The following is a 21174-nucleotide window of genomic DNA, read 5'->3' on the forward strand; positions in this document are numbered from 1 at the left end:
TGGATTGAGGAGGCTTTTCTTACATGCCAGATACTCAAACACACATTAAACAACGAATCGAGCAAGCCCATAAACGGGCACGTGCTTGGCAACGGCCGGTCCTTGCCTCATACACGTGGGAAATCCCTTCGTTCGACGCGTTTCATATCATTCAAAACACAGAAACGTCCCATTATTATTTTTCGACGCCGGACCGGTCCCTCGAGATGCTCGGATGTGCCGATGCGCTCGTGCTGACAGCTTCTGGCCCAGAACGATTCCAACGGTTGCAATATGACTGGAGCCTGCACCGCCGGGACGTCGACGCGGTCATTCATGCGTTCTCGGGCTTCTCGTTCGACACGTTCGTCCGTCCCCAGAAAAATATGTGGGAAGCGTTCGGTGAAGCATCGTTGGTCGTGCCAAAGTTTTTATATCGCCGTTCAGGTGACAAGCATACGTTGACCGTCTCGACGCTCGTGTCGGCGAACCGTTCGGTCGAACAATATTTGATTCAATTGGCCGATCAGCTCGCGCAGTTCAACGCGCTACACGCCCCCGACGAGCAGGCACCCACCTACTCGCAAGTGAAAGACGGCGTCGACCACTTCAAGTCGAGTTTCCAACAAGCCAAACTGAACATCACGGAAGAACGCGTCGAGAAAATCGTGATCGCCCGGGAAGAGATTTATCAAACTTCAGAAGAACCGTTTCCGTTCGCGACGACGTTACGCCATTTGTCAGAACATCAAACGGGTAGTTACGTCTTCTTGTATCAACCGAAGCGAGACATCGGCTTTTTCGGGGCGACCCCGGAGCGCCTTGTCAAAAAACAAGGACCGTATATCGAAACGGCCGCGATCGCCGGGACGATTAAACGTCCGGACACAGAAATCGAGGTGGATGTAGCCAAACAGACGCTGCTACACGATGCCAAAAATTTAGAGGAGCATCAAATCGTCGTGAAGGACATTAAAAATGCCCTCACGCCCTACGCCGCTACCATCAAGGCTCCCGAAACGCCGCGTATCTTAGAGAATCGCTCGGTGTTCCATCTGCATACACCGATTCAAGCGACGCTCGACACGAATGCGTCCTTGTTGTCTATCATCGAGTCGCTCCATCCGACCCCGGCGCTCGGCGGTTCACCTAAACGGACGTCCGTCCGCTTGTTGCGTGAGATTGAGCGGTTTGACCGCGGATGGTACGGATCGCCGTTCGGCTGGTTGAACACGGAAGGGGAAGGCGAATTCGTCGTCTCGATTCGATCGGCCCTCGTGCATCACCAATTCGTGGCGCTCTACGCAGGCTGTGGAATCGTCCAAGAGTCTGAACTCGAATCGGAGCTCGCCGAGACGGAAATCAAGCTCAGTCCAATCAAGCAAGCGCTCGGATTGGACAAAGTAAGCGCAGGAGGCAATCAAGCATGAATGAAACGTTAACGGATTGGGTCTCCCAAATGATGAACCGGCTCGTCGAGCAAGGCGTCGAGGATATCGTCATCAGTCCCGGTTCGCGCTCGACCCCGCTGGCCATGGCCGCCTATCTTCATCCGAACGTCCGTCATCATATCATTGTCGACGAACGTTCGGCCGCCTTCTTCGCTCTCGGCTTGACCCGTTCCACCTCATCGTTGCGACCGGTCGCGCTCATCTGCACGAGCGGTACCGCCGCGACCAACTACTTTTCCGCCGTGGCCGAGGCGAATATTTCACAACTGCCACTCATCGTATTGACGACGGACCGCCCGCACGAACTTCGGAACGTCGGCGCTCCACAAGCGATCGATCAAGTCCGATTGTACGGCGAGCACGTCAAAGCGAGTATCGATCTCCCTGTTCCGGAAGCCGCCAGCCAGCGCTATATGGAACAAGCGGTGACACGGCTCGTCCGGACGAGCCTGCACGCCCCGTTCGGACCGGTCCATATGAACATTCCGTTCCGCGAGCCGTTAGTGCCGGATATCGAACGCTTAACGTCACTGCTTGACGGCCATGCCGAATCGTCTGAACCGGCCTATCTCAAGCCGACAAAAGGTGACATGAACCGGTTCAAACGAGAAATCGATGTCGACCGTCTCGCCTTCCTCGTCGGTCCTGGGACGCCGGCATCATGGCTCGAACCGATTTATGAGACGGCACGGACGTATCAGATTCCGATTTTCGCCGACCCGTTAAGTGGGATGCGCCGGTTTGACCACGTGCTGACGAACTATGACACGTGGCTCGCGAGTGAGCATCGTACGGAGTGGACGCCTGACGCGGTCGTCCGCTTCGGCGCCGCTCCTGTCTCGAAACGGTTGAATCAGTGGCTCGAGGACGTCCCGTGCGTCTTAATCGAACAGCCGGGCTCGTTCCGCGACCCGTCAAATCGGGCCACGGTCGTGTACGGTGATGCCATCGACTATTTGGCAGCCATCGATCAGTTATACGATCGCGACGTGGCCGAGCGGTTCAGATTGTTCGAACGAATCACTGAATCCGCCAAACCTGCCTTGACCGGAGAAAGTGCGTTGACCCGTCAAATGCTGGCGTCTCGACTTGAACGCGTCTTCGTCAGCAACAGCATGCCGATTCGTGATATCGACACGACGCTCTCTGCCGGCTGTTCGCTTGACGTCGTCGCCAACCGCGGGGCGAACGGGATTGACGGCATCATCTCAAGTGCGCTCGGCGCCTGTCACGATACGGACAAGGCCGCCCTCTTGATTGGCGACTTGGCGTTTTATCATGACAGTAACGCGCTCCAGCTCGTCAAATCGCACCCTGGTTCGTTCTCGATCGTCGTCGTCAACAACGACGGGGGTGGCATCTTCTCCTTCTTGCCACAAGCCTCGATCGCCCCACAAATGTTCGAGGACTTGTTCGGGACGCCGCTACAGTTGAATCTGCGCGGATTCGCCGATGCGTATGGGCTCAGCTACCAACGGCTCGAGCAGCCTGAAGACGTCACGGCCGCCATCGAAGCGGGCATCCAGCTCATCGAATTCCCATCAGACCGTACGGCGAACGTGGCCGAGCACCGGCGTTGGACCGCTTCCATCACGGACCGCTTGGCGACGGGGAATGAGTCGTGATCCGTTCGTTGCGAGGCGTCTCGTATGAGGTACTCGAGCGCGGCAGCGGTCGACCGGTCTTGTTGTTGCACGGCTTTACCGGAAGCGCGGGATGGCTTTCCCGCTTCCCGGAACTACCCGTCCGACTCGTCGCCCCGACACTGCTGCAACACGGCGCCACGGGCCATCAACCGGTCGAACGCGCCAAGATGAGTCAACAGGTAAAAGACTTGTCGGCGCTCCTCGATACGGACGAAGGTCCGTGGACGGTCGTCGGTTACTCGCTCGGCGGACGCATCGGGATGACACTCGCCGCCTGTGATGATCGCATCGACCATTTCATCGGCATCAGCACGACGCCCGGGCTCAGCGCGGCTGAACGGCGACAACGTCGGCTTCAAGACGAACAGCTCGCCGCATTCATCGAGCAAGCAGGGCTTGAGGCGTTCGTCGACCGGTGGGAACAGCTCCCGCTCTGGCATCAGACCGATGAGATGCGTGCCGTCCTCCGTCCTGAACGACTGGCCCAACATCCGTCCGCGCTCGCGGACAGCCTCCGCGCCATCGGGACGGGCAGCATGCCGTCGCTCTGGCCGCTACTCGACCGCTTACCGCGCACCGATTTGATTGTCGGGGAACATGATCTCAAATTCCAACAGATTGCCCGGAACATGCAGTTGATCCGGCCCGATATTGAAATTCACGAAATTTCGGGCGCTTCTCATGCTCCACATGTCGAGAATGCCCAACAATTTGGTACAATGATAGAGAAATTGATTTTAGGGGGAATTTAAATGGAATCAGTAGCAAACTGGACATCGGTCCGCACGTACGAAGATATCAAGTACGAGAAGTGGAACGGCATCGCCAAAATCACCATCAACCGCCCGGAAGTACGGAACGCGTTCCGTCCACTAACGGTCAACGAACTCATCGACGCGTTCGCACGCGCCCGTGACGATAAAGAAGTCGGCGTCATCATCTTGACAGGTGAAGGCGATCAAGCCTTCTGCTCAGGCGGCGACCAAAAAGTACGCGGCCACGGCGGCTACGTCGGTGACGATGACATCCCACGTTTGAACGTCCTTGACCTTCAACGCTTGATTCGTGTCATCCCGAAACCGGTCATCGCCATGGTAGCCGGTTACGCAATCGGTGGCGGACACGTCTTGCACGTCGTCTGTGACTTGACGATTGCAGCCGACAACGCCCGTTTCGGTCAAACTGGACCAAAAGTGGGCTCGTTCGATGCCGGTTACGGTTCAGGTTACTTGGCTCGCATCATCGGCCACAAGAAAGCACGCGAAATCTGGTACCTCTGCCGTCAATACGATGCGCAACAAGCGCTTGATATGGGACTCGTCAACACGGTTGTCCCACTCGAGCAACTAGAAGCCGAGACGATTCAATGGTGCCAAGAGATCTTGCAACACTCGCCGACGGCCCTTCGCTTCTTGAAAGCAGCGATGAACGCCGACACGGACGGACTTGCAGGTCTGCAACAGCTTGCCGGCGACGCGACGCTCCTCTACTATACAACTGACGAAGCGAAAGAAGGACGCGACGCGTTCAAAGAAAAACGCGACCCAGACTTCGGTCAGTTCCCGCGTTTCCCGTAAATCAACAAAGAGTAGCGACTTCGCTACTCTTTTTTTGGAGGTTCTGATGATGAATCGTTTTGTGACACAACATCGACGCGACGCCATGGCCCTCGTCACGGCATCCGTCAAGTTGACATGGGCCGAATTAAACGCCGAGAGCGCCCGCTTGGCCCACTTCCTCGAACGGGTCGCACCCGCAGCCCGCCATATCGGATTGCGCGCTGCGAACAGCGCGGATTACGTCATCGCCGTCTACGCTATCCAGTTGCTTGGGAAAGTACTCGTCCCACTCAACACACGGTTGACGATGAGCGAGCTGGCGGAACAAATCGAGACGGCTGATCTCGATGTATTGCTCGTCGATGAACCGATTGAATTGCCGATCGCACAGTTCAAGGTGACGGCACGAGATGAGACGTTACTCGCTACACCGTATGAGTGGAAAGATGACGAAGTCATGTCGCTCATGTTCACCTCGGGCACGACCGGACAGGCCAAGGCTGTCAAGCAGACGTTCGGCAATCATATCGCCAGCGCCGAGGCGGCCAAGATACGCCTCGGCTATGGGACGAGCGATCGGATGCTCATCGTCACGCCGCTCTTTCATATGAGCGGGCTCGCCCAAGTGTATCGGAGCGCCCGGTTCGGCTCGACCCTTTACGTCGAACCGAAGTTCGATGTCGTCCGGACACTCGAGCTGATTGAGACGGAACGAATCACCCACATCTCGCTTGTCGCCGTCATGCTGCAGCGTCTCCTTGACGCCGGTCTCTCCCGTCATCAGTTGCGACTCCTGCTCGTCGGCGGCGGTCCCGTGCCACGCCCATTGCTCGAAGAAGCCGAGCGGCGGCAGTTACCGGTCGCCCAGACGTACGGGATGACGGAGACGTGTTCGCAAGTCGCGACGCTCTTGCCATCCGATGCGCTCGCCCACATCGGCTCGAGCGGTCAAGCGATCGCGCCGACGCAAATCCGCATCAATGCGGATGGGGAGATTGAAGTGAACGGACCGACGGTGACCCCTGGTTACTATAAACAGCCTGAAGCCGACACCTGGACACCCGACGGCTATTGGCAGACCGGTGACCTCGGCACAATGAAAGACGGGTATTTGTACGTTCATGACCGTCGCAGTGATTTGATCATTTCCGGTGGAGAGAACATATATCCAGCCGAAATCGAGAGTGTGTTGTTGCGTTGCTCCGGTATTCAAGACGTCGGGGTCGTCGGCCGTCCCGATCCGACTTGGGGAGCGGTACCGGTCGCCTTCACCGTCGGCACGTTCAATTTGAATGAAGCGACTCAGCTGTTGCACGACCATCTGGCATCTTATAAACACCCGAAGGCATGGATTGCCGTCGACGAGCTGCCTCGTAACGCCAACGGTAAATTGATGCGCCATCGCTTAAAGGAGGCTGACCATGATTCGTCGCGCTGAACTGTATATCGTCCCGCTCACGTTCAAACATCCGATTGTCACGGCGCACGCCGTGTTGACGACGAGACGGACGGTCATCCTCCGTCTAGAGACGGTCGACGGTGTTGTCGGCTACGGGGAAGGTGTCGCGTTCGAGACACCTTGGTATACGTCCGAGACCGTCCGCTCCGTCATCGATACGTCCGCGTTGATCGTTCAACTGTTGAAAGGGATGACGTTGTCTGCTGCCTCGTTTGGCAACCACGTCAGTTCCATCATCGGTCATCCGATGGCGAAAGCAATGTGGGAGAGCGCCCTATGGGAAGTGGAAGCGGCTCGTGCGAATCAGACGATCAAACAATTCGTCCAAGCCGGCGACGCCGTAGCCTGCGGCCGGACCATCGGCATTGGTCTGCTCAGTCAAACGTTAAATGCCATCGAGTCTGCGCTCGCGTCCGGTTTCGACCGCATCAAGTTAAAAGCGTCTCCGCATGAACTGTTGCCAGCGCTCGGCGAGATTCGGAGCAATTTTCCGGACGCCCCGCTCATGATTGATTTGAACGGGAGCGGCTCCGAGCAACCACTCGATTGGTTCGAGGCGTTAGATGCCTATCGTCTCTTGATGATTGAGCAACCTTATCCGAGCACACACTGGGTCGAGACAGCGGATTTACAGGCCCGCCTCACCACACCGCTTTGTCTCGATGAATCGATCAGTTCGGCGCAGGACGTGGCGACGATGCGTCGGCTCCAAGCCGGTCGCATCGTCAATATCAAACCGGCCCGGGTCGGTGGTCTGACCGAAGCGCTCGCGATTCGCGATAGCGGCACGCCCTACTGGGTCGGCGGTATGTATGAGTCTTCAATCGGCCGGTATCATACGCTCTTATTCGCCTCTTTGAGCGGAGCCGCCTACCCCGCCGATATGGCCGGGACGAGCGCTTATTTCGAGACGGATTTGCTCGATACCCCGCTCGAGGTCGAGAATGGACAACTCGCCATCCCAGACAGTGTCACACCGGATTGGGAGACGATTCGACGGTTGAGCGAACAGACGATTCGACTGATATAAGAAAGCACCAGACCGCGGTCTGGTGCTTTTTCGTTAACGGAACGAGCCCGTCAATACTTCATAGCCGTCTTTCGTGACGACGACCGTGTGCTCGAACTGGGAGACGAGGCTGTTGTTCGGGGTGAACAACGACCAGCCGTCCTCTTCCGATTGATAGACGATTTCATCTTTTGTCGAGATGAACGTCTCGACGGCGATGACCTGTCCTTCTTTCAAGATGTCGTTCTCTTCACGGCTATAGTAGTTCGAGATCGTCTCAGGTTCCCCATGAAGAGTGCGCCCGAGTCCATGGCCTGCCAAGTTACGGATGACCGTGAAGCCGTTCTTCCGGGCGTCGGCATAAATCGCCTTCCCGATTTGGTTGACCTTGACGCCGGCCTTCACTTTACTGAGACCCGCTTCGAGCGACGTTAAGGACACTTCGACCAACCGTTCATGCGTAGGCGATTTCGGCATGCCCGCGATGACCGTACGCCCTGTGTCGGCATAATAACCGTCCTTCACGGCCGATACGTCGACGTTGACCACGTCCCCGTCTTTGATGACGAGGTCACCCGGAATCCCGTGGGCGGCGACGTCGTTGATGGAGATGCACGTGTACCCTGGGAACTCATACATCGTAATCGGAGCCGAGGCGGCCCCTTCCGCTTCCAAAATACGCTGGCCAATCTCATCCAACTGTTTCGTCGTCATGCCCGGTTTGACCGCTTTCGCCATCTCATCACGCGCCAAGGCGACGATTCGCCCAATCTCACGCAATGCATCGTAATCATAATCTAACATTCGTTTTCCCTCTCAATCTAATAATCGATTTTGATATAAGAACTCTTCAGATAAATCCGCAAACAAGAACATGCCGTCCGGTAACGGATAACTGAACGTCCGCGTCACTTCGTTCGAGCTGAAGTCACGATAGTCCTCGGACAAGTAGCCTCGTCCGCGCACGTCCATCGCAGCCATCGTTTGGATGAAATACGGCCGGAAACTCCAGTTATAGCCGCGATACGTATTGTCGACCGTCCAATTCGACTGCGTCTGATATACGTTCGCGCTCGTCTGGAACCCGGTTTGGTCCGTCAAATAGTACCGGACGAACGTCCCTTCGAGTTTCGGTGCGATGTGGAGCAACCACTCATCTTTTTTATCGCGTGACCATTTCCCGCTGTGGACGAAGTCGTGAATTTGTTTATGAAGTTCAAACTCGAGCTCATACAATCGCTTCAACCGCTCTTGGTCGTGCAAGAAGAACAATGGCACTTCTTGCGTCAAGACGCTCATGCCTTTCGCTTCGCGCGACGGCGTCGTGTCATGTTGACCGAGGAGCCCACCCATATAGTAACGTCCGCCGTGACGCCACGCATAACGCAACTGTCCGAGGTGATCAATCGATTTATATAAGAGCGGAGCCCCGAGACGGGAAGCGATATACTCCATCGTCTGCAGCATTTGCGGGTACGTGACCGATAACGTCTTCTTCTCGACCATCGTCGCCAAATCGACGAGCAGCATCTCAGGCGCCACCGTCATGATATCTTCGATGCTCGTCGATTCGGCGAAGTCGAGCGCAACTTTGACACCGGACGAACGGTAATATTGGACGACGCGTGATAAACGTGACACGTCGACGAGATCCGTCCCCTGAAGCGTCACATAAATGCGATGGAGCGGGAAGTTCAATTCTCGCAACGGGGCCAAAAACGCCTCCCCGCCCTGGTCGAGAATCCATTCCGAACGACATCGGAACGTGACGAATTGGGTTTCGTCCCGCAACTGTTCGGCCGCCAGACGCTCCATGCGTTTGGCGATGTCGAGCTGGTACTCGAGCGGAACGTCATCGTCATAAAAGAAAGAAGTGAGCGACTCGCCCCTAAACTGTCCATGAACCATATACCCTTCTACTTGAAAGGTAGCAGCCCCGAGAATCGGTTCAAATGTCACTTCGACTTCCTCTGGGTTCATCATCACATCCACTGCATCCACCTTGATCACCTCGTCTTTTTTTCTAAACACGAAAGCGAGCTGGGTTCAGCTCGCTCGTGTATGCACATACATATAGGCACCGAAACAAGCAATGAAATATACGATACTCATCACACCGTACCCGATTCCCATTTTCCCGCCGACGCCGATGGCCATCACCAGCCAAATCATCGCGCCGAACAAGAGCGTGGCGACCGGGATATATCGGAAATTCGGACGCTCGGTCCGCGTTATAATCGGTTTCAAAGCCAGGACGCACGCCAATAGTATGACGAGACCAAAACCTAGTTCAATCATCCGTTGACACCTCATTTTTCTGTCTCTACTCGTTTAGTGTAGCATGACACCAAAAAAAAAACCGCAAATCCACTTAGGGAGATGCGGTTTTGGGTTATTGATTAGTCACGCGGACGGCGTGGGCCACGGTCGTCCGAACGACGACGGTCGTCTCCACCCGTACGTTTGCCACGGTATCCACCGCCACCACCGCTGCGTCCACCACGATCGCCACCACGACGGTCTCCACCGCCACGGTTGCCACGGTATCCACCACGGTCGTTGCGTCCACCTTGACGTTTAACGCGAACTGGTTCTGCATACGAGATTTCAACCGGAGTTGAATCTGGCTCTTTCGTCAATCCACGAAGGGCTGCCGCAAGAATTTCAACTGCTTCGTACTCTTCAAGAAGCTCCGTCGCAAGTTGCGTGTAAGCTTTGAAGTCGCCCGCTTGAACGCGCTCAATCAATTCTTCAGCTGCTTGCTTTTGGTTACCTTCAAGCACTTCTGCGATTGTCGGAACGTGACGACGGTTCATCTTCTTGTTCGTTACACGTTCGATTGCTTTGACTTGACCGAATTCACGTGGCGTGATGAACGTAAGGGCTGTACCTGTTTTACCAGCACGGCCTGTACGTCCGATACGGTGTACGTAGCTTTCTGGATCTTGTGGAACATCAAAGTTGTAAACGTGTGTAACGCCTGAGATATCAAGACCACGTGCCGCAACGTCTGTCGCGACCAAGATGTCGATCGTGCCGTTTTTGAAACGACGGATGACTTGGTCACGTTTTGATTGCGTCAAGTCACCATGAAGACCATCAGCTGTGTAACCACGCTTGATGAGTGCTTCTGTCACTTCGTCAACACGCTTCTTCGTACGAGCGAAGATGATGCTGAGTTCTGGTGAGTCGATGTCGATCAAACGGCAAAGCGTGTCGAATTTTTGGCCTTCGCGCAATTCGAGGAATTGTTGGTTGATGTTTTCAACTGTCATTTCCTTCGCTTTGACTTTAATGATTGTCGGCGACTTCATGAAGCGCTCAGCAATCTTCTTGATTTGTGGTGGCATTGTTGCAGAGAAGAGAAGTGTTTGACGTTCAGCCGGAAGGCCTTTCAAAATCATCTCGATATCTTCAACGAAGCCCATGTTGAGCATTTCATCTGCCTCATCCAAGATCACCGTTTGGATCTCGTCGAGTTTAATCGTCTTGCGCTTCATGTGGTCCATAAGACGTCCTGGTGTTGCGACGACGATTTGTGGGTTCTTTTTCAAACCACGAATTTGGCGGTCGATTTGTTGGCCACCGTATACTGGAAGTGCGTAAACGCGCTTCGTTTCACCAATTTTATTCAATTCTTCTGCAACTTGAATCGCAAGTTCACGTGTCGGTGCAAGAACAAGTGCTTGGACTTGACGTGCCTTTGTATCGATTCGCTCAATTGTCGGAATACCGAAAGCTGCTGTTTTCCCTGTACCTGTTTGTGCTTGACCTAATACGTCCACTCCTGTGAGTGCGACAGGAATTGTCTCAGCTTGGATCGGTGTCGCTTCTTCGAAGCCCATCTTGAGTACACCTTTTACTAATACTTCACTTAACTGTAAATCTTGGAATTTTGTCAAATTATATTCTCCTTTTTTCATACAAAAAACGTCTGAGGTTTTGTTCTACAGACGTTTTTCCAATGTTTCCTCGTAGTCAACTTTACTAACTATAACGTATTCGTTTCTAAAATGAAAGAAATACATTCTAAAACTTTTCATACCCACCTGGACATGAGTTATCTTATTTCAATTTATAACCGTTGTCGAGTTTTTCAACTTGCTTTTCTTTCAGCAGTTTCCCAAGCGCCCGTTTGAACGCCGCTTTGCTCATCCCGAACTCCCGGTCGATGACGTCAGGTGCTGTCTTGTCACCATACGGCATCTGGCCACCACGCTCTTCAATGTAAGCACGAATGCTTTCAGAATCCGGGTCGATTGCCTCATATGCCCGAGGTTTCATCGAGACGAGTACCGTCCCATCTTGCTTCACTTGTGTCACCCGTACGTTCAATTGCTCACCGAGACGGGGCCAACGTGTCATCTCTGCTTCATGTAAGAAACCGAGCGACTCGTTCTCGACCCAGACGTTCACACCGACGTCGCGTCGATTGACGACGATCGCCTGCACATCTTGGTTGCCCCACTCTTCTTTGGCGGGACGCGCCAATAAGTTTAAGTACGCGTAATGCGCCGGTTCGCCGAGCAGACGGCTCTTTTGATCATACTTGAGACGAATGCACAGCTTGTCTCCTTCTTTCGGCCAATACGACCGGTTCTCAGGAAGATCATCTAATGAGACGAGCACGTCTTTTTGAATCCCGATATTGACGAACACACCCGTGTTATACCGGACCCCGGTCACTTCATACCACTCATAGTCATCGAACGTGACGCTAGGAATCGTCATCGTCGAAGCGAGACGCCCTTCCGAGTCGTGATAAAGGAAGACACGTACCGTCTGCCCGACCTCGACCTCTTCTGTTTGTTCTTTTCGATGAAGGAGTACCTCTTCGCGACCGTTTCCGATAAACACTCCAAAATCCGCTGAACGTTCCGCTACCAAGTCTACTACTTCGCCTGCACGTAATGCCATACACTCCACATCCTTTTTCATCTATTACTGTCAATATACCTACCTACACACGTTCCTAATCATATCACGTTCGATTTCACTGCCCCGTTCATTTGTGTCTAAATTGTGAACGAGAGCAGGATACTCATATGACCGGTTGACGAGGATTCTAACGTTCTTATTTCAAATTTTGTGACAATTTTGTGAACGTGCATTTTCCATCTAGTATCCACATTTTGAAAACGTTATTATTAAGGAAGTGTTGTTTAACGAATTAGGTTTCAGCCATGGCCGAACGGGGGATAATAAATGTTTGATGTTCAATCTCGATCATTTGCGAAGCGCTTTATGAAAGGCTTATTGATCGCTTTCTTCGCGCTACTCGCTTCACTTAGCTTCATTTTCTCAAACGGCGTCGATACAAACGTATCATCATCCGTCACAATGGTCCAAGAGTAAACGCCCTCTCCTGACAGAAGGCGTTTTTTTGTTTTGTTCCGACAAAAAAAGGGATTTTTTGTGCAACTGTCGAACGAACATAACGTTCGGCTTTTACTATTGAATCATCTGGGAAGGGAGAGCCACTCATGCTATTTTATTTTCTCACCACGATTCTTTCGGTCGTCGGTTTGTCCGTCTCGCTCCAAACCGGTTTTTTCAAAGACCCGATCGGTACATTCCTGTTCGCCGTATTGCTCGCCATGGGCTTATCTTCGTTTAAACAGTTAGTCGCACAAACGAACGTCTTATTGATTGAACGCCGCAACCAGAAAAAAATCAAACGCATCGTGGCACGTATGCACTCGAGTACACGTAAACGTTCTACATAACGCTCGTCTTCACCCTCCACTTTTGTTATTCTATTGTAGACAGAGAGCAAAACGGACTCAACCCGTAGGAGGCACAAACACGTATGAATGAAATCCCTTTATCGAACGAATGGTTATTGCGTTATTCACCTGTCATGGAGTTATGGCTGAAAGAAGATGGGATCTTGCTCGTCGATGATGACAACCGGATTCGACTCACCCTCGAAATCGGCACCGATCACGTCATGCAGTTCAAGAGCATCGATCAAGACGGAGCTTACTTTGCTGTGGACCCGGTGAACAAACGAATCACGTTCGAACTCGAGGAAGAAGAAGAGGAAAGCGAATCTCGCTTCTGGGAATAAGGATTCATGCCGAAGAGTCGGATTCTCGTCCAGAGAAGAAGACTCTTTCTTCGTGTCCAGACCAATAGTTGAACGATTGAAAGGAGAATGACTCATGATTCGCACCGCCATTTGGTTTATCACATTTTTTGCCGTCTTACCGCTGACGCTTCCCTTCTATCCGAAAGCGAAACGGCTGACGCCGCCTGAACGTTACGCGTACGTTCAAACCGTTGCCTATACATGGGCAAGTTTCCTGCTCCGCATCGCCGGCGCCCGCGTCCGCGTGCACGGCCAGGAAAATATCCCGAACGAGCCGGTCGTCTACGTCGCGAACCATCAAGGGAACTTCGATGTGCCGATCATGCTCACCGCTACGAAACATCCGAAAGCGTTCATCTCTAAAATCGAGGTACAAAAGTTCCCAATCATCCCACGCTGGATGGAGATGATGGGCTGTATCTTTATCGACCGCAGCGACCGTCGCCAATCGATTAAGGCCATCCGATCCGGCGTCGAGACGATTCAATCCGGCCAATCGATTATCGTCTTCCCGGAAGGTACACGCTCAAAAGGCGGACCGATTAAAGAATTCAAGGCCGGCAGTTTGACGCTCGCCACCTCAAGTGGCGCCAAGATCGTCCCGGTCGCCATCAAAGGCAGCCATCATTTACTTGAGACGAAAAATCGCATCACCCCAGGAACGGTCGACGTCACCTTTTTACCGGTCATCGATCCGGCCGACGTCCCGAACAAAGAAATCGCCGCGCTTGCGGAGACGATGATTCGCCGCGTTGTTGAAGGAGAAGAATCATGAGCTTATTAACGATTGAAGGTATTCATAAAGAATTTGCAGATAAAGTGTTGTTCGATGACGTCACGATGACGATTCATCCCGGTAACCGTATCGGCGTGATCGGCGTCAACGGCTCTGGAAAATCGACGTTCTTAAAAATTGTCGCCGGCGTCGAGACGGCAGACCGCGGTTCGATGCAACATCCGAACGACTATCGGATTCGCTATTTGACGCAAACGGTCGACTTCGATTCAGGTCAAACGATTTTGGACGCCTTGTTCACGAGTGACACTCCATCCGTTCAAGCGTTGAAGCAATATGAACTGGCCCGGCAAGCACTCGAGGCGAACCCGACGAGTGAGCAATGGCTGGCACGCTTCATGAAAGCCCAGCAGGCCGTCGATGCCGCCGATGCATGGGAGACCGAGGCCAAGTTGAAATCGATTTTGAACCGCCTCGGCCTTCCGGACGTGACGGCCGAAATCAGTTCACTCTCCGGCGGACAACAGAAACGGGTCGCCTTGGCCGCCGCCCTGCTCGACGAAGCCGACCTGTTGTTGCTCGATGAGCCGACGAACGAACTCGATGCCGATACGATCGCTTGGCTCGAGACGGTCCTCGCCGATTACCGAGGCGCCATCTTGCTCATCACTCACGACCGCTATTTCTTAAATCGGGTCACGAACCACATCCTCGAGATTGCAGATGGGACGAGTTATTTCTATGACGGAAACTACGAGCTCTTCCTCGAGAAACGGGCCGAGCGTAAGGCCCGGTCCCATTCGATGGAGCAGAAGCGCCAAAACATTTTACGCCGCGAGCTCGCCTGGTTGCGCCGCGGCGCCAAAGCCCGGACGACGAAACAAAAAGCGCGCATCCAGCGCGTCGAAGAATTGAAACATCAAGAGACGCTCGCCGAGGATGAGGCGCTCGAAGTGTCCGTCGGGTCACGCCGCCTCGGGAAGAAAGTGATTGAAGTCGAGAACTTGTCATTCGGCTATGACGACAAGCTTCTCATTCAAGACTTCACGTGGCTGTTCGGACGTCGGGAGCGATATGGCATCGTCGGACCGAACGGAAGCGGAAAGACGACGCTCATGAACCTGCTCGCTCATCGCCTTCAGCCGACGGACGGGACGGTCGTCCACGGCGAAACGGTCCATCTCGGGTATTACGGGCAACAAGTCGAATTTGAAGATACCTCACGCCGTGTCATCGATGAGATTGAACGTATCGCCCAAGTCATCTATACGCCGGATGGCGAGACGATCACGGCCAGTCAGATGCTCGAACGCTTCTTGTTCACCCCGGACGCGCAATATAAACCGATTGCCAAACTGTCAGGTGGTGAAAAACGCCGCCTCGTCTTGCTCCGCATCTTGATGGATGAACCGAACGTGCTGTTTTTGGATGAGCCGACGAACGACCTCGATACGGAGACTCTGTCTGTCCTTGAAGACTATTTGGAGTCGTTTCCAGGAACGGTCATCGCCGTCAGTCACGACCGCTATTTCTTAGACCGGATCGCCGAACAGCTCATCGCCTTCGAAGACGGGACGATTAACGTCTATCACGCCGAATATAGTGATTATTTGGCCACGCTTCAAGAACAGACGAAGCAACAAGTGAAAAAAGAATCAAAAGAAAAAAAAGAGCGCGTCAAAACCGATGTCGTCAAGTTCACCTTCAAAGAACAGAAGGAATGGGAGACGATTGAGGATGATATCGCGTCGCTCGAGTCTGAGATTGAGGCGGCTGAGGCACGTCTTGCCACGGCCGGAAGCGATCTCGGGAAAGTGAACGAACTGTACGCCGAGATCGCCGCCTTGAAAGAGGCACTCGATACGAAAATGGAGCGTTGGGAATATCTATCGGAAATCGACGAACAAATTCAAGCACAGAAGAAATGAAAAGAGGATCACGCGTCGGCGTGATCCTCTTTTGTCATGTAACTATATACATACACGTCGTGGGCAAGGTCTCCTTGGCGCATATAGCGTGCAAGCATCCCTTCCCGGATGAACCCGTTCTGTTCTAACATCTGTTGTGACGCGACGTTCCCGGTGAAGACGATGGCCCCGACCCGTTCCATCTCGCCTGTTTGCGCGGCATAGCCTAACGCGGCCTGGAGCGCTTCTGTCGCATACCCGTGACGCCAATGGTCTGGGTGAAGCTCGTAGCCCACTTCGGCACGGCGATGCCGCGGCGCCCGGTTGTGAAAACCGATCGTCCCAATCAACTCGGACGACTGTTTCGTCACGATGCCCCAGCGCATGACGGCACCGGACTCGATTCCTTCGAGCATCCCGGTAAGCATCTGTTCCGTCTCTGAAATGGACGCATGAGGCTCCATCCCATAATACTGTAAGACGTTCGGGTCTGAAAAAATGCTGAATAGCCGCTCGGCGTCGTTCACGTCGAGTTGTCGCAACCAGAGCCGGTCCGTTTCAATCGTTGGAAGCATGCTCTTCACCCTTTACTGACGATATTATGTTGAAATGCATAGACGACCGCTTGCGTCCGATCATAGACGTCGAGCTTCGTCAAAATGTTGGAGACGTGCGTCTTCACCGTCTTCAATGAGATGTATAGTTCGTCGGCGATGACTTGGTTCGACTTTCCTTCCGCCATCAATTGCAAAATCTCACGTTCCCGGGCCGTCAAACTCTCGTGCAACGTCTTTTCCGGATGACGGAGCCGTTCGAGCATCTTACCCGTCACTTGGGCGGCCATGACGGGATTGCCCGCTGCCGTTTGACGAATCGCATCGGCGATTTCATTGGCATTTGCCGTTTTCAAGACATAACTCATCGCCCCGGCCTCGATGACGGGATACACTTTCTCATCATCTAAGAAACTCGTCACGACCAAGATTTTAGCGTCTTTCCAACTCGCCTTGATCCGCTTGGTCGACTCGACCCCATCGACAGGTTCCATCACTAAATCCATCAAGACCACATCCGGCTTTTCTTGGATGGCAATCTCGGCCCCAGTCGCGCCATCCGATGCCTCTCCGACGACTTCGATGTCAGGTTGCGTCGACAAAAACGCCGACACGCCGGCCCGTACCATCTCATGGTCATCAATCAATACGACTCGAATCATTGTAACCCCTCCACTTGTTGTTTCACACGAACTTCAATCTGAGTACCGACGCCGGGCACACTGACGAGTCGTAACGTCCCGCCGACCTCAGCCGTCCTCTCTCTTATCGATTGTAAGCCATATGAGGCGACTTGTGTATCATCGACGTTAAAGCCGATGCCGTCGTCGTTTATTTTTAAGATGACCGTCTGTTGCACGGTCCGCATTTCGATTTCGAGTCGCTTCGCTTTCGCATGTCGAAGCGTGTTACTGATTGCTTCTTGCACGATACGGAACAGTTCGTTCTCGGTGTGACGCGACAACTCGACTTCTTCGAGCCGCCAAATGAGTTCGGTCGATTGTTTGCGCGACAGTTCTTCTAACAGTCGCTCGATCCCCGTCTTGAGCGTCATCCCTTCGAGTTCGACCGGGCGGAGTTGCAACAGTAGTGAGCGCATTTCGGCCTGGGCGGTTTGCGCCATCACTTCGACTTGCTCGATTTGTTTGGCGGCCACGTCCGGTTTCGCCTCGATCGTCTGCTTGGCGGCCGTCGTCATCATCGAGATGGCGTACAGTTGCTGGCTGACCGAGTCATGCAACTCTCGGGCGACACGTCGCCGTTCCTCAACTACGGCTTCGCTGCGCGCTTCCTCGACACTGACGGGCCGATCGCCGACCCGCTTTGCCATCTCGACCATTTCCGCGCGCTGTTTCGAGATGCGTGCGATTCGTTCGAGCGTGTCGCGATACGGCGACAACGGCCGGAACGTGATATCTTTTTGATTCTCGAGCTTCCATAAGGCGATGGCCACTTCACGGAAGTCACGGCGCAAATAAAAGTATGAGCCGACCCCGAACACGCTGCCGATCAAGACGGCGATGACGAGGATAGACACACCGAAAGGCAACCCTTCTTCACGTGTGAACAAATCTCGGAGTGAAGTCGAGTCACCTATTAGAAATGCAATCGTGACGAACAGTGCCGTCAACAGACTACTGAACAGCTGATGCCAGACGACGGTCCGTGGATACGAATCTTTCTTCATACGGTCATCACCTCGACACTTCCGCTCATGAGCACGATATGAATCCGGACTTTTCGTGTCGCCGCTGCATAATCGTCCGATGCCGTATAGAAGCGGCGATTGAATACGGGCGAGTAATTCGATTCGTCGACTTGAATCTTGCCGAAGCCGATGGAGGCGTCAATCGAATAATCGTAACCGGCCGGAATGAGGATTCGGATGTCCCCGGCGAGGCCATTCAGTAGTAAGAACGTCTCTCCTTCCGGGATGATGGCGCGTGACAAGTCGAGTTCAACGTCACGCAACAAGAAGAATTCATTCGTGTCTTGGAGCACGTAATGACCACTTTCTTTCGTCCCGAACGTAAACGCCTGTTCTTGCCGAATATGTGACTTGAACCGGCTCGATTCGAGCGGACGGTTTTTATACAGGCGATAGCCGAACATGAGCAGTAGTCCCGACAGCACAAACCCAAATGCCGCCGACGAAAAGATGAGTCCGACGAGCATGATGCCGCCAATCCCGTAAAAGATATAGCTGACCGGCTGATTGCCTTTGCGGCTGAAGCGCCGTCCGATATAAAGCAACAATAACGGAACGACCATGCTGAAGAGGACGCTGTTTCCACCCGTCACGATATCGATAAAGAGTCCAATGGCAAATAAAATAATCATGAATCCGATGATTTGGCGTGTGTTCCAACGTTCCACGTTGCTTCCCCCTCTCTGACAGTATGTACAATGAAGCAAAGAAGCGATGGCCCAACCATTCGTCGGACCATCGCTGAACCGTTGCGTCAGTCTTGTTTGAAGCGACGCTCGAGTTCTTTTAGTTTTGCTTCGAAATCATCTTCGTCCGCCGTATCGATTTTCTCTTCAGCGGCCGGTTCTTGTTTCTTCTCTTCTTCCGTGAACGGATGCGTCTTCGACGTCTGCGCGCCGAAGATTTGATCGAGCGCACCTTTCAATAAATCCAGGTTTTCTCGCATCGCGAATTCATAACGTTTGTTTTGCATCTCATCGAGTTTCAGTCGCATCTCGAGGGCACGGCGCTCGAGGGCATCGAGTTCACGCGCTCCTTCGTCGAGCAACCCTTCGAAATAGCGATACTGCTCGCCGTAATGTTTTGATTCAAGGGCGGCCCGTTCCGCAAGCTTCTCTTCGCCCGCTTGTTTGGCGAGCTCGGTCTGCTCGTAACGCTTGTCCGCCATCAGTTTGGCGTCATCACGTTTCGTCGCCAACTCATCGAGGAGCGCCTTTTGACGTTCGACGAGACGTTCGACCGACATCGCTTCTTTCTCAGCACCACGGATGTGGCGGTTTAACTCGGCTTCTCCGCTCGAACGCGGTGCCGAACGTGGGCCCTCTTTATCTTGGAACTTCTTCATCTCTTTCGATAATTCTTTCGTCAACTCGTTAGCTAAATCACGAAACTGGTCAAATGGTGTTTTCATCATAATATCCTCCTTGTGAAGCTTAGCGACGGTTTACAAATTTCTGCCACACTTGATCAAACGATTGAAAGCTGCTCCGGTTCGCACGCGAGCCGTCCGCATTCAAAATCTCGACGTCTTGTTTTTGGTTGGCATACATCATATACCCTTTAAACAATACCCATGCCACCACAATCCCGAGTAACGCCCAAATGTTCGATAAAATTGTGATGATCCCGATCACGGCAAGCGCACCGTAACCGATTTTAGCGCCGACATGTGTCACGGCCATGAATCTGACTCCAGCCCACAGTGCTAAGAGCGCCCCCAAACCGAACATGATCATATTCGGTAAAAAGCCGATTAGAACGAGAACTAAAGAGATCGCGGCCACGATGAACAACACTTGTTTCACCTGGCGATTCATCTATCATCCCTCCTCGTTAAGTACACTCTTATCATAATACGTTATTTTTTATGGCGCGACGAGCGCAAGGCCCGTTTTCCCTCAGTCTGTAGACCGAGATGAGAGCGTTCTCAAATCCTGTGCTATACTTGAGGCATCGAACAATGAAAGGATGATGTTTTATGAGCACCTTAGTCAACGCAGTACACATCTTGTCAGCCAATCGGAGGGCGACTGTCCTCCACCACTAAGAGGAGGATTCTATTTGAATCAAACAACAATCACAACGGGACGTGTCACAGCACAGTTCCAACATATGTACACGGTCACGACCGATAATGCAGCCTACACGTGTAGCGTCACTGGGAAATTTCGGCACGAGGCCGAAAGTGAGCGCGATTATCCGGTCATCGGTGACTTCGTCGAGTTCACCGTTCGTGAACACGGTCAAGGCGTGATTCGACGTCTCCTTGAGCGGCGCACTGTCCTATCACGGGCAGCGGCCGGCAACGAGACGCGTGAACAGCTGATCTGCGCGAACGTCGACTTCATCTTGATCACGATGGCATGCGGGCACGACTTCAATCTGCGCCGGCTCGAGCGCTATTCGCTCGCCGCGTGGGAAACCGGCGCCACGCCGCTCATCGTCTTGACGAAATCGGACCAAGTCGACAACGCGGATGCACTCGTCGACGAACTCACGTTGACAGTGCCTGGCGTCGACGTCTTCCCTGTCAGTTCAGTCACTGGGGACGGCGTTGAAGCGTTGCGAGCCGCACTGTCGAGCGGAAGCACGATCGTCCTCGTCGGATCGTCCGGTGTCGGGAAATCGACGCTGACGAACGCGCTCGCCGGGACGGACGTCGCCGAGACGCAGGCCGTCCGCGAGAGCGATGAGCGCGGCAAGCACACGACGACCCATCGGGAACTGTTCCAAATCGACGACTTGTTCGTCATCGATACACCCGGAATGCGTGAATTCGGTCTTTGGGACGGGGCCGATCACCTCGACGAGACGTTTCGGGATATCGAGGCGCTCGCCGAGACGTGTCGGTTCCGGGACTGTTCGCACGGCAATGAACCGGGATGCGCCGTCCGAGGCGCCATCACAGTCGGAACGCTCGACGCGAAACGCTATCAAAGCTTCGTCAAACTCGAGCGTGAGCTCCGCTATGCCGAGAAACGGCAAGCGGAAGCGGCACGTCTCGCCGAGAAGAAGAAACGAAAAACAAAAGCATGAACACGAGGGAGTCACGGAAACAGCCGTGTCTCCCTTTTT

General features: G+C 53.5%; 22 protein-coding genes. 11 read left to right on the plus strand and 11 right to left on the minus strand.

Annotated elements, in window-relative coordinates; translation table 11 throughout:
• Positions 1-23: 23 nt before the first annotated feature.
• The 6 genes from KNP83_RS12380 to menC are packed head-to-tail and all read left to right on the plus strand — an operon-like array spanning position 24 to position 7124.
• Positions 24-1409, plus strand: a complete 1386-nt coding sequence (locus KNP83_RS12380) for an isochorismate synthase (RefSeq protein ID WP_214762744.1) — start codon at positions 24-26, stop codon at positions 1407-1409.
• Positions 1406-3055, plus strand: coding sequence for a 2-succinyl-5-enolpyruvyl-6-hydroxy-3-cyclohexene-1-carboxylic-acid synthase (gene menD / locus KNP83_RS12385; RefSeq protein ID WP_214762745.1), 1650 nt, complete (start codon positions 1406-1408; stop codon positions 3053-3055). Before KNP83_RS12380 ends, menD begins: the two co-directional genes overlap by 4 nt.
• Entirely contained in the window at positions 3052-3828 is a 777-nt protein-coding gene (locus KNP83_RS12390) for an alpha/beta fold hydrolase (protein ID WP_214762746.1), read from the plus strand. The genes menD and KNP83_RS12390 overlap by 4 nt, the downstream gene beginning before the upstream one ends.
• A complete protein-coding gene (gene menB / locus KNP83_RS12395; RefSeq protein WP_214762747.1) occupies positions 3829-4653 on the plus strand; it encodes a 1,4-dihydroxy-2-naphthoyl-CoA synthase in 825 nt (274 codons plus the stop codon).
• A gap of 49 nt (positions 4654-4702) precedes the next feature.
• Positions 4703-6073 carry an o-succinylbenzoate--CoA ligase gene (gene menE, locus KNP83_RS12400; RefSeq protein WP_214762748.1) on the plus strand — a complete coding sequence of 457 codons (1371 nt, stop codon included), beginning with the start codon at positions 4703-4705 and terminating at the stop codon, positions 6071-6073.
• A complete protein-coding gene (gene menC / locus KNP83_RS12405) occupies positions 6057-7124 on the plus strand; it encodes an o-succinylbenzoate synthase (RefSeq protein ID WP_214762749.1) in 1068 nt (355 codons plus the stop codon). The genes menE and menC overlap by 17 nt, the downstream gene beginning before the upstream one ends.
• Positions 7125-7157: 33 nt before the next feature.
• Here menC and map read toward each other — a convergent pair whose 3' ends face one another.
• The 5 genes from map to KNP83_RS12430 form a co-directional block, all read right to left on the minus strand.
• Complete coding sequence (gene map / locus KNP83_RS12410; RefSeq protein ID WP_214762750.1) at positions 7158-7907, minus strand: type I methionyl aminopeptidase; 750 nt, start codon at positions 7905-7907, stop codon at positions 7158-7160.
• Between the two features lie 12 nt (positions 7908-7919).
• On the minus strand, positions 7920-9104 hold the full coding sequence (locus KNP83_RS12415) for an EAL-associated domain-containing protein (protein WP_214762751.1): 1185 nt from the start codon (positions 9102-9104) through the stop codon (positions 7920-7922).
• 45 nt (positions 9105-9149) lie between these two features.
• The gene (locus KNP83_RS12420; protein ID WP_021067789.1) at positions 9150-9401 is read right to left on the minus strand and encodes a hypothetical protein; all 252 of its coding nucleotides are present in this window, start codon (positions 9399-9401) and stop codon (positions 9150-9152) included.
• Positions 9402-9502: 101 nt separating this feature from the next.
• A complete protein-coding gene (cshA, locus tag KNP83_RS12425; protein WP_214762752.1) occupies positions 9503-11005 on the minus strand; it encodes a degradosome RNA helicase CshA in 1503 nt (500 codons plus the stop codon).
• Positions 11006-11168: 163 nt separating this feature from the next.
• Positions 11169-12020, minus strand: a complete 852-nt coding sequence (locus KNP83_RS12430; protein ID WP_214762753.1) for a CvfB family protein — start codon at positions 12018-12020, stop codon at positions 11169-11171.
• 566 nt (positions 12021-12586) lie between these two features.
• Between KNP83_RS12430 and KNP83_RS12435 the strand changes: the two genes are divergently transcribed.
• The 4 genes from KNP83_RS12435 (at position 12587) to KNP83_RS12450 (ending at position 15858) form a co-directional block, all read left to right on the plus strand.
• Positions 12587-12829: a hypothetical protein gene (locus KNP83_RS12435; protein WP_021067793.1), complete on the plus strand. Its 243-nt coding sequence runs from the start codon at positions 12587-12589 to the stop codon at positions 12827-12829.
• 83 nt (positions 12830-12912) lie between these two features.
• A complete protein-coding gene (locus KNP83_RS12440) occupies positions 12913-13173 on the plus strand; it encodes a hypothetical protein (RefSeq protein ID WP_029596043.1) in 261 nt (86 codons plus the stop codon).
• Positions 13174-13267: 94 nt separating this feature from the next.
• Positions 13268-13969 (plus strand): lysophospholipid acyltransferase family protein, encoded by a 702-nt coding sequence (locus tag KNP83_RS12445; protein WP_214762754.1) that lies wholly within the window; start codon positions 13268-13270, stop codon positions 13967-13969.
• Positions 13966-15858 (plus strand): ABC-F family ATP-binding cassette domain-containing protein, encoded by a 1893-nt coding sequence (locus tag KNP83_RS12450; protein ID WP_214762755.1) that lies wholly within the window; start codon positions 13966-13968, stop codon positions 15856-15858. Before KNP83_RS12445 ends, KNP83_RS12450 begins: the two co-directional genes overlap by 4 nt.
• An 8-nt stretch (positions 15859-15866) precedes the next feature.
• Here KNP83_RS12450 and KNP83_RS12455 read toward each other — a convergent pair whose 3' ends face one another.
• The 6 genes from KNP83_RS12455 to KNP83_RS12480 all read right to left on the minus strand — a co-directional run bounded on the left by KNP83_RS12455 (position 15867) and on the right by KNP83_RS12480 (position 19916).
• Positions 15867-16412 carry a GNAT family N-acetyltransferase gene (locus KNP83_RS12455; protein ID WP_214762756.1) on the minus strand — a complete coding sequence of 182 codons (546 nt, stop codon included), beginning with the start codon at positions 16410-16412 and terminating at the stop codon, positions 15867-15869.
• A gap of 5 nt (positions 16413-16417) precedes the next feature.
• The gene (locus KNP83_RS12460; RefSeq protein WP_214762757.1) at positions 16418-17053 is read right to left on the minus strand and encodes a response regulator; all 636 of its coding nucleotides are present in this window, start codon (positions 17051-17053) and stop codon (positions 16418-16420) included.
• On the minus strand, positions 17050-18078 hold the full coding sequence (locus KNP83_RS12465) for a sensor histidine kinase (RefSeq protein WP_214762758.1): 1029 nt from the start codon (positions 18076-18078) through the stop codon (positions 17050-17052). The genes KNP83_RS12460 and KNP83_RS12465 overlap by 4 nt, the downstream gene beginning before the upstream one ends.
• Positions 18075-18767 carry a cell wall-active antibiotics response protein LiaF gene (gene liaF, locus KNP83_RS12470; protein ID WP_214762759.1) on the minus strand — a complete coding sequence of 231 codons (693 nt, stop codon included), beginning with the start codon at positions 18765-18767 and terminating at the stop codon, positions 18075-18077. Before liaF ends, KNP83_RS12465 begins: the two co-directional genes overlap by 4 nt.
• A gap of 86 nt (positions 18768-18853) precedes the next feature.
• Entirely contained in the window at positions 18854-19510 is a 657-nt protein-coding gene (locus KNP83_RS12475) for a PspA/IM30 family protein (protein ID WP_214762760.1), read from the minus strand.
• A gap of 22 nt (positions 19511-19532) precedes the next feature.
• On the minus strand, positions 19533-19916 hold the full coding sequence (locus KNP83_RS12480) for a lmo0954 family membrane protein (protein ID WP_214762761.1): 384 nt from the start codon (positions 19914-19916) through the stop codon (positions 19533-19535).
• A 244-nt stretch (positions 19917-20160) separates the two neighbouring features.
• Here KNP83_RS12480 and rsgA point away from each other — a divergent pair, with 244 nt between their 5' ends.
• Positions 20161-21135: a ribosome small subunit-dependent GTPase A gene (gene rsgA, locus KNP83_RS12485; protein WP_214762762.1), complete on the plus strand. Its 975-nt coding sequence runs from the start codon at positions 20161-20163 to the stop codon at positions 21133-21135.
• The last annotated feature ends 39 nt before the right edge of the window (positions 21136-21174 follow it).

Source organism: Exiguobacterium sp. s146 (assembly GCF_018618415.1).
Lineage (GTDB): Bacteria > Bacillota > Bacilli > Exiguobacteriales > Exiguobacteriaceae > Exiguobacterium.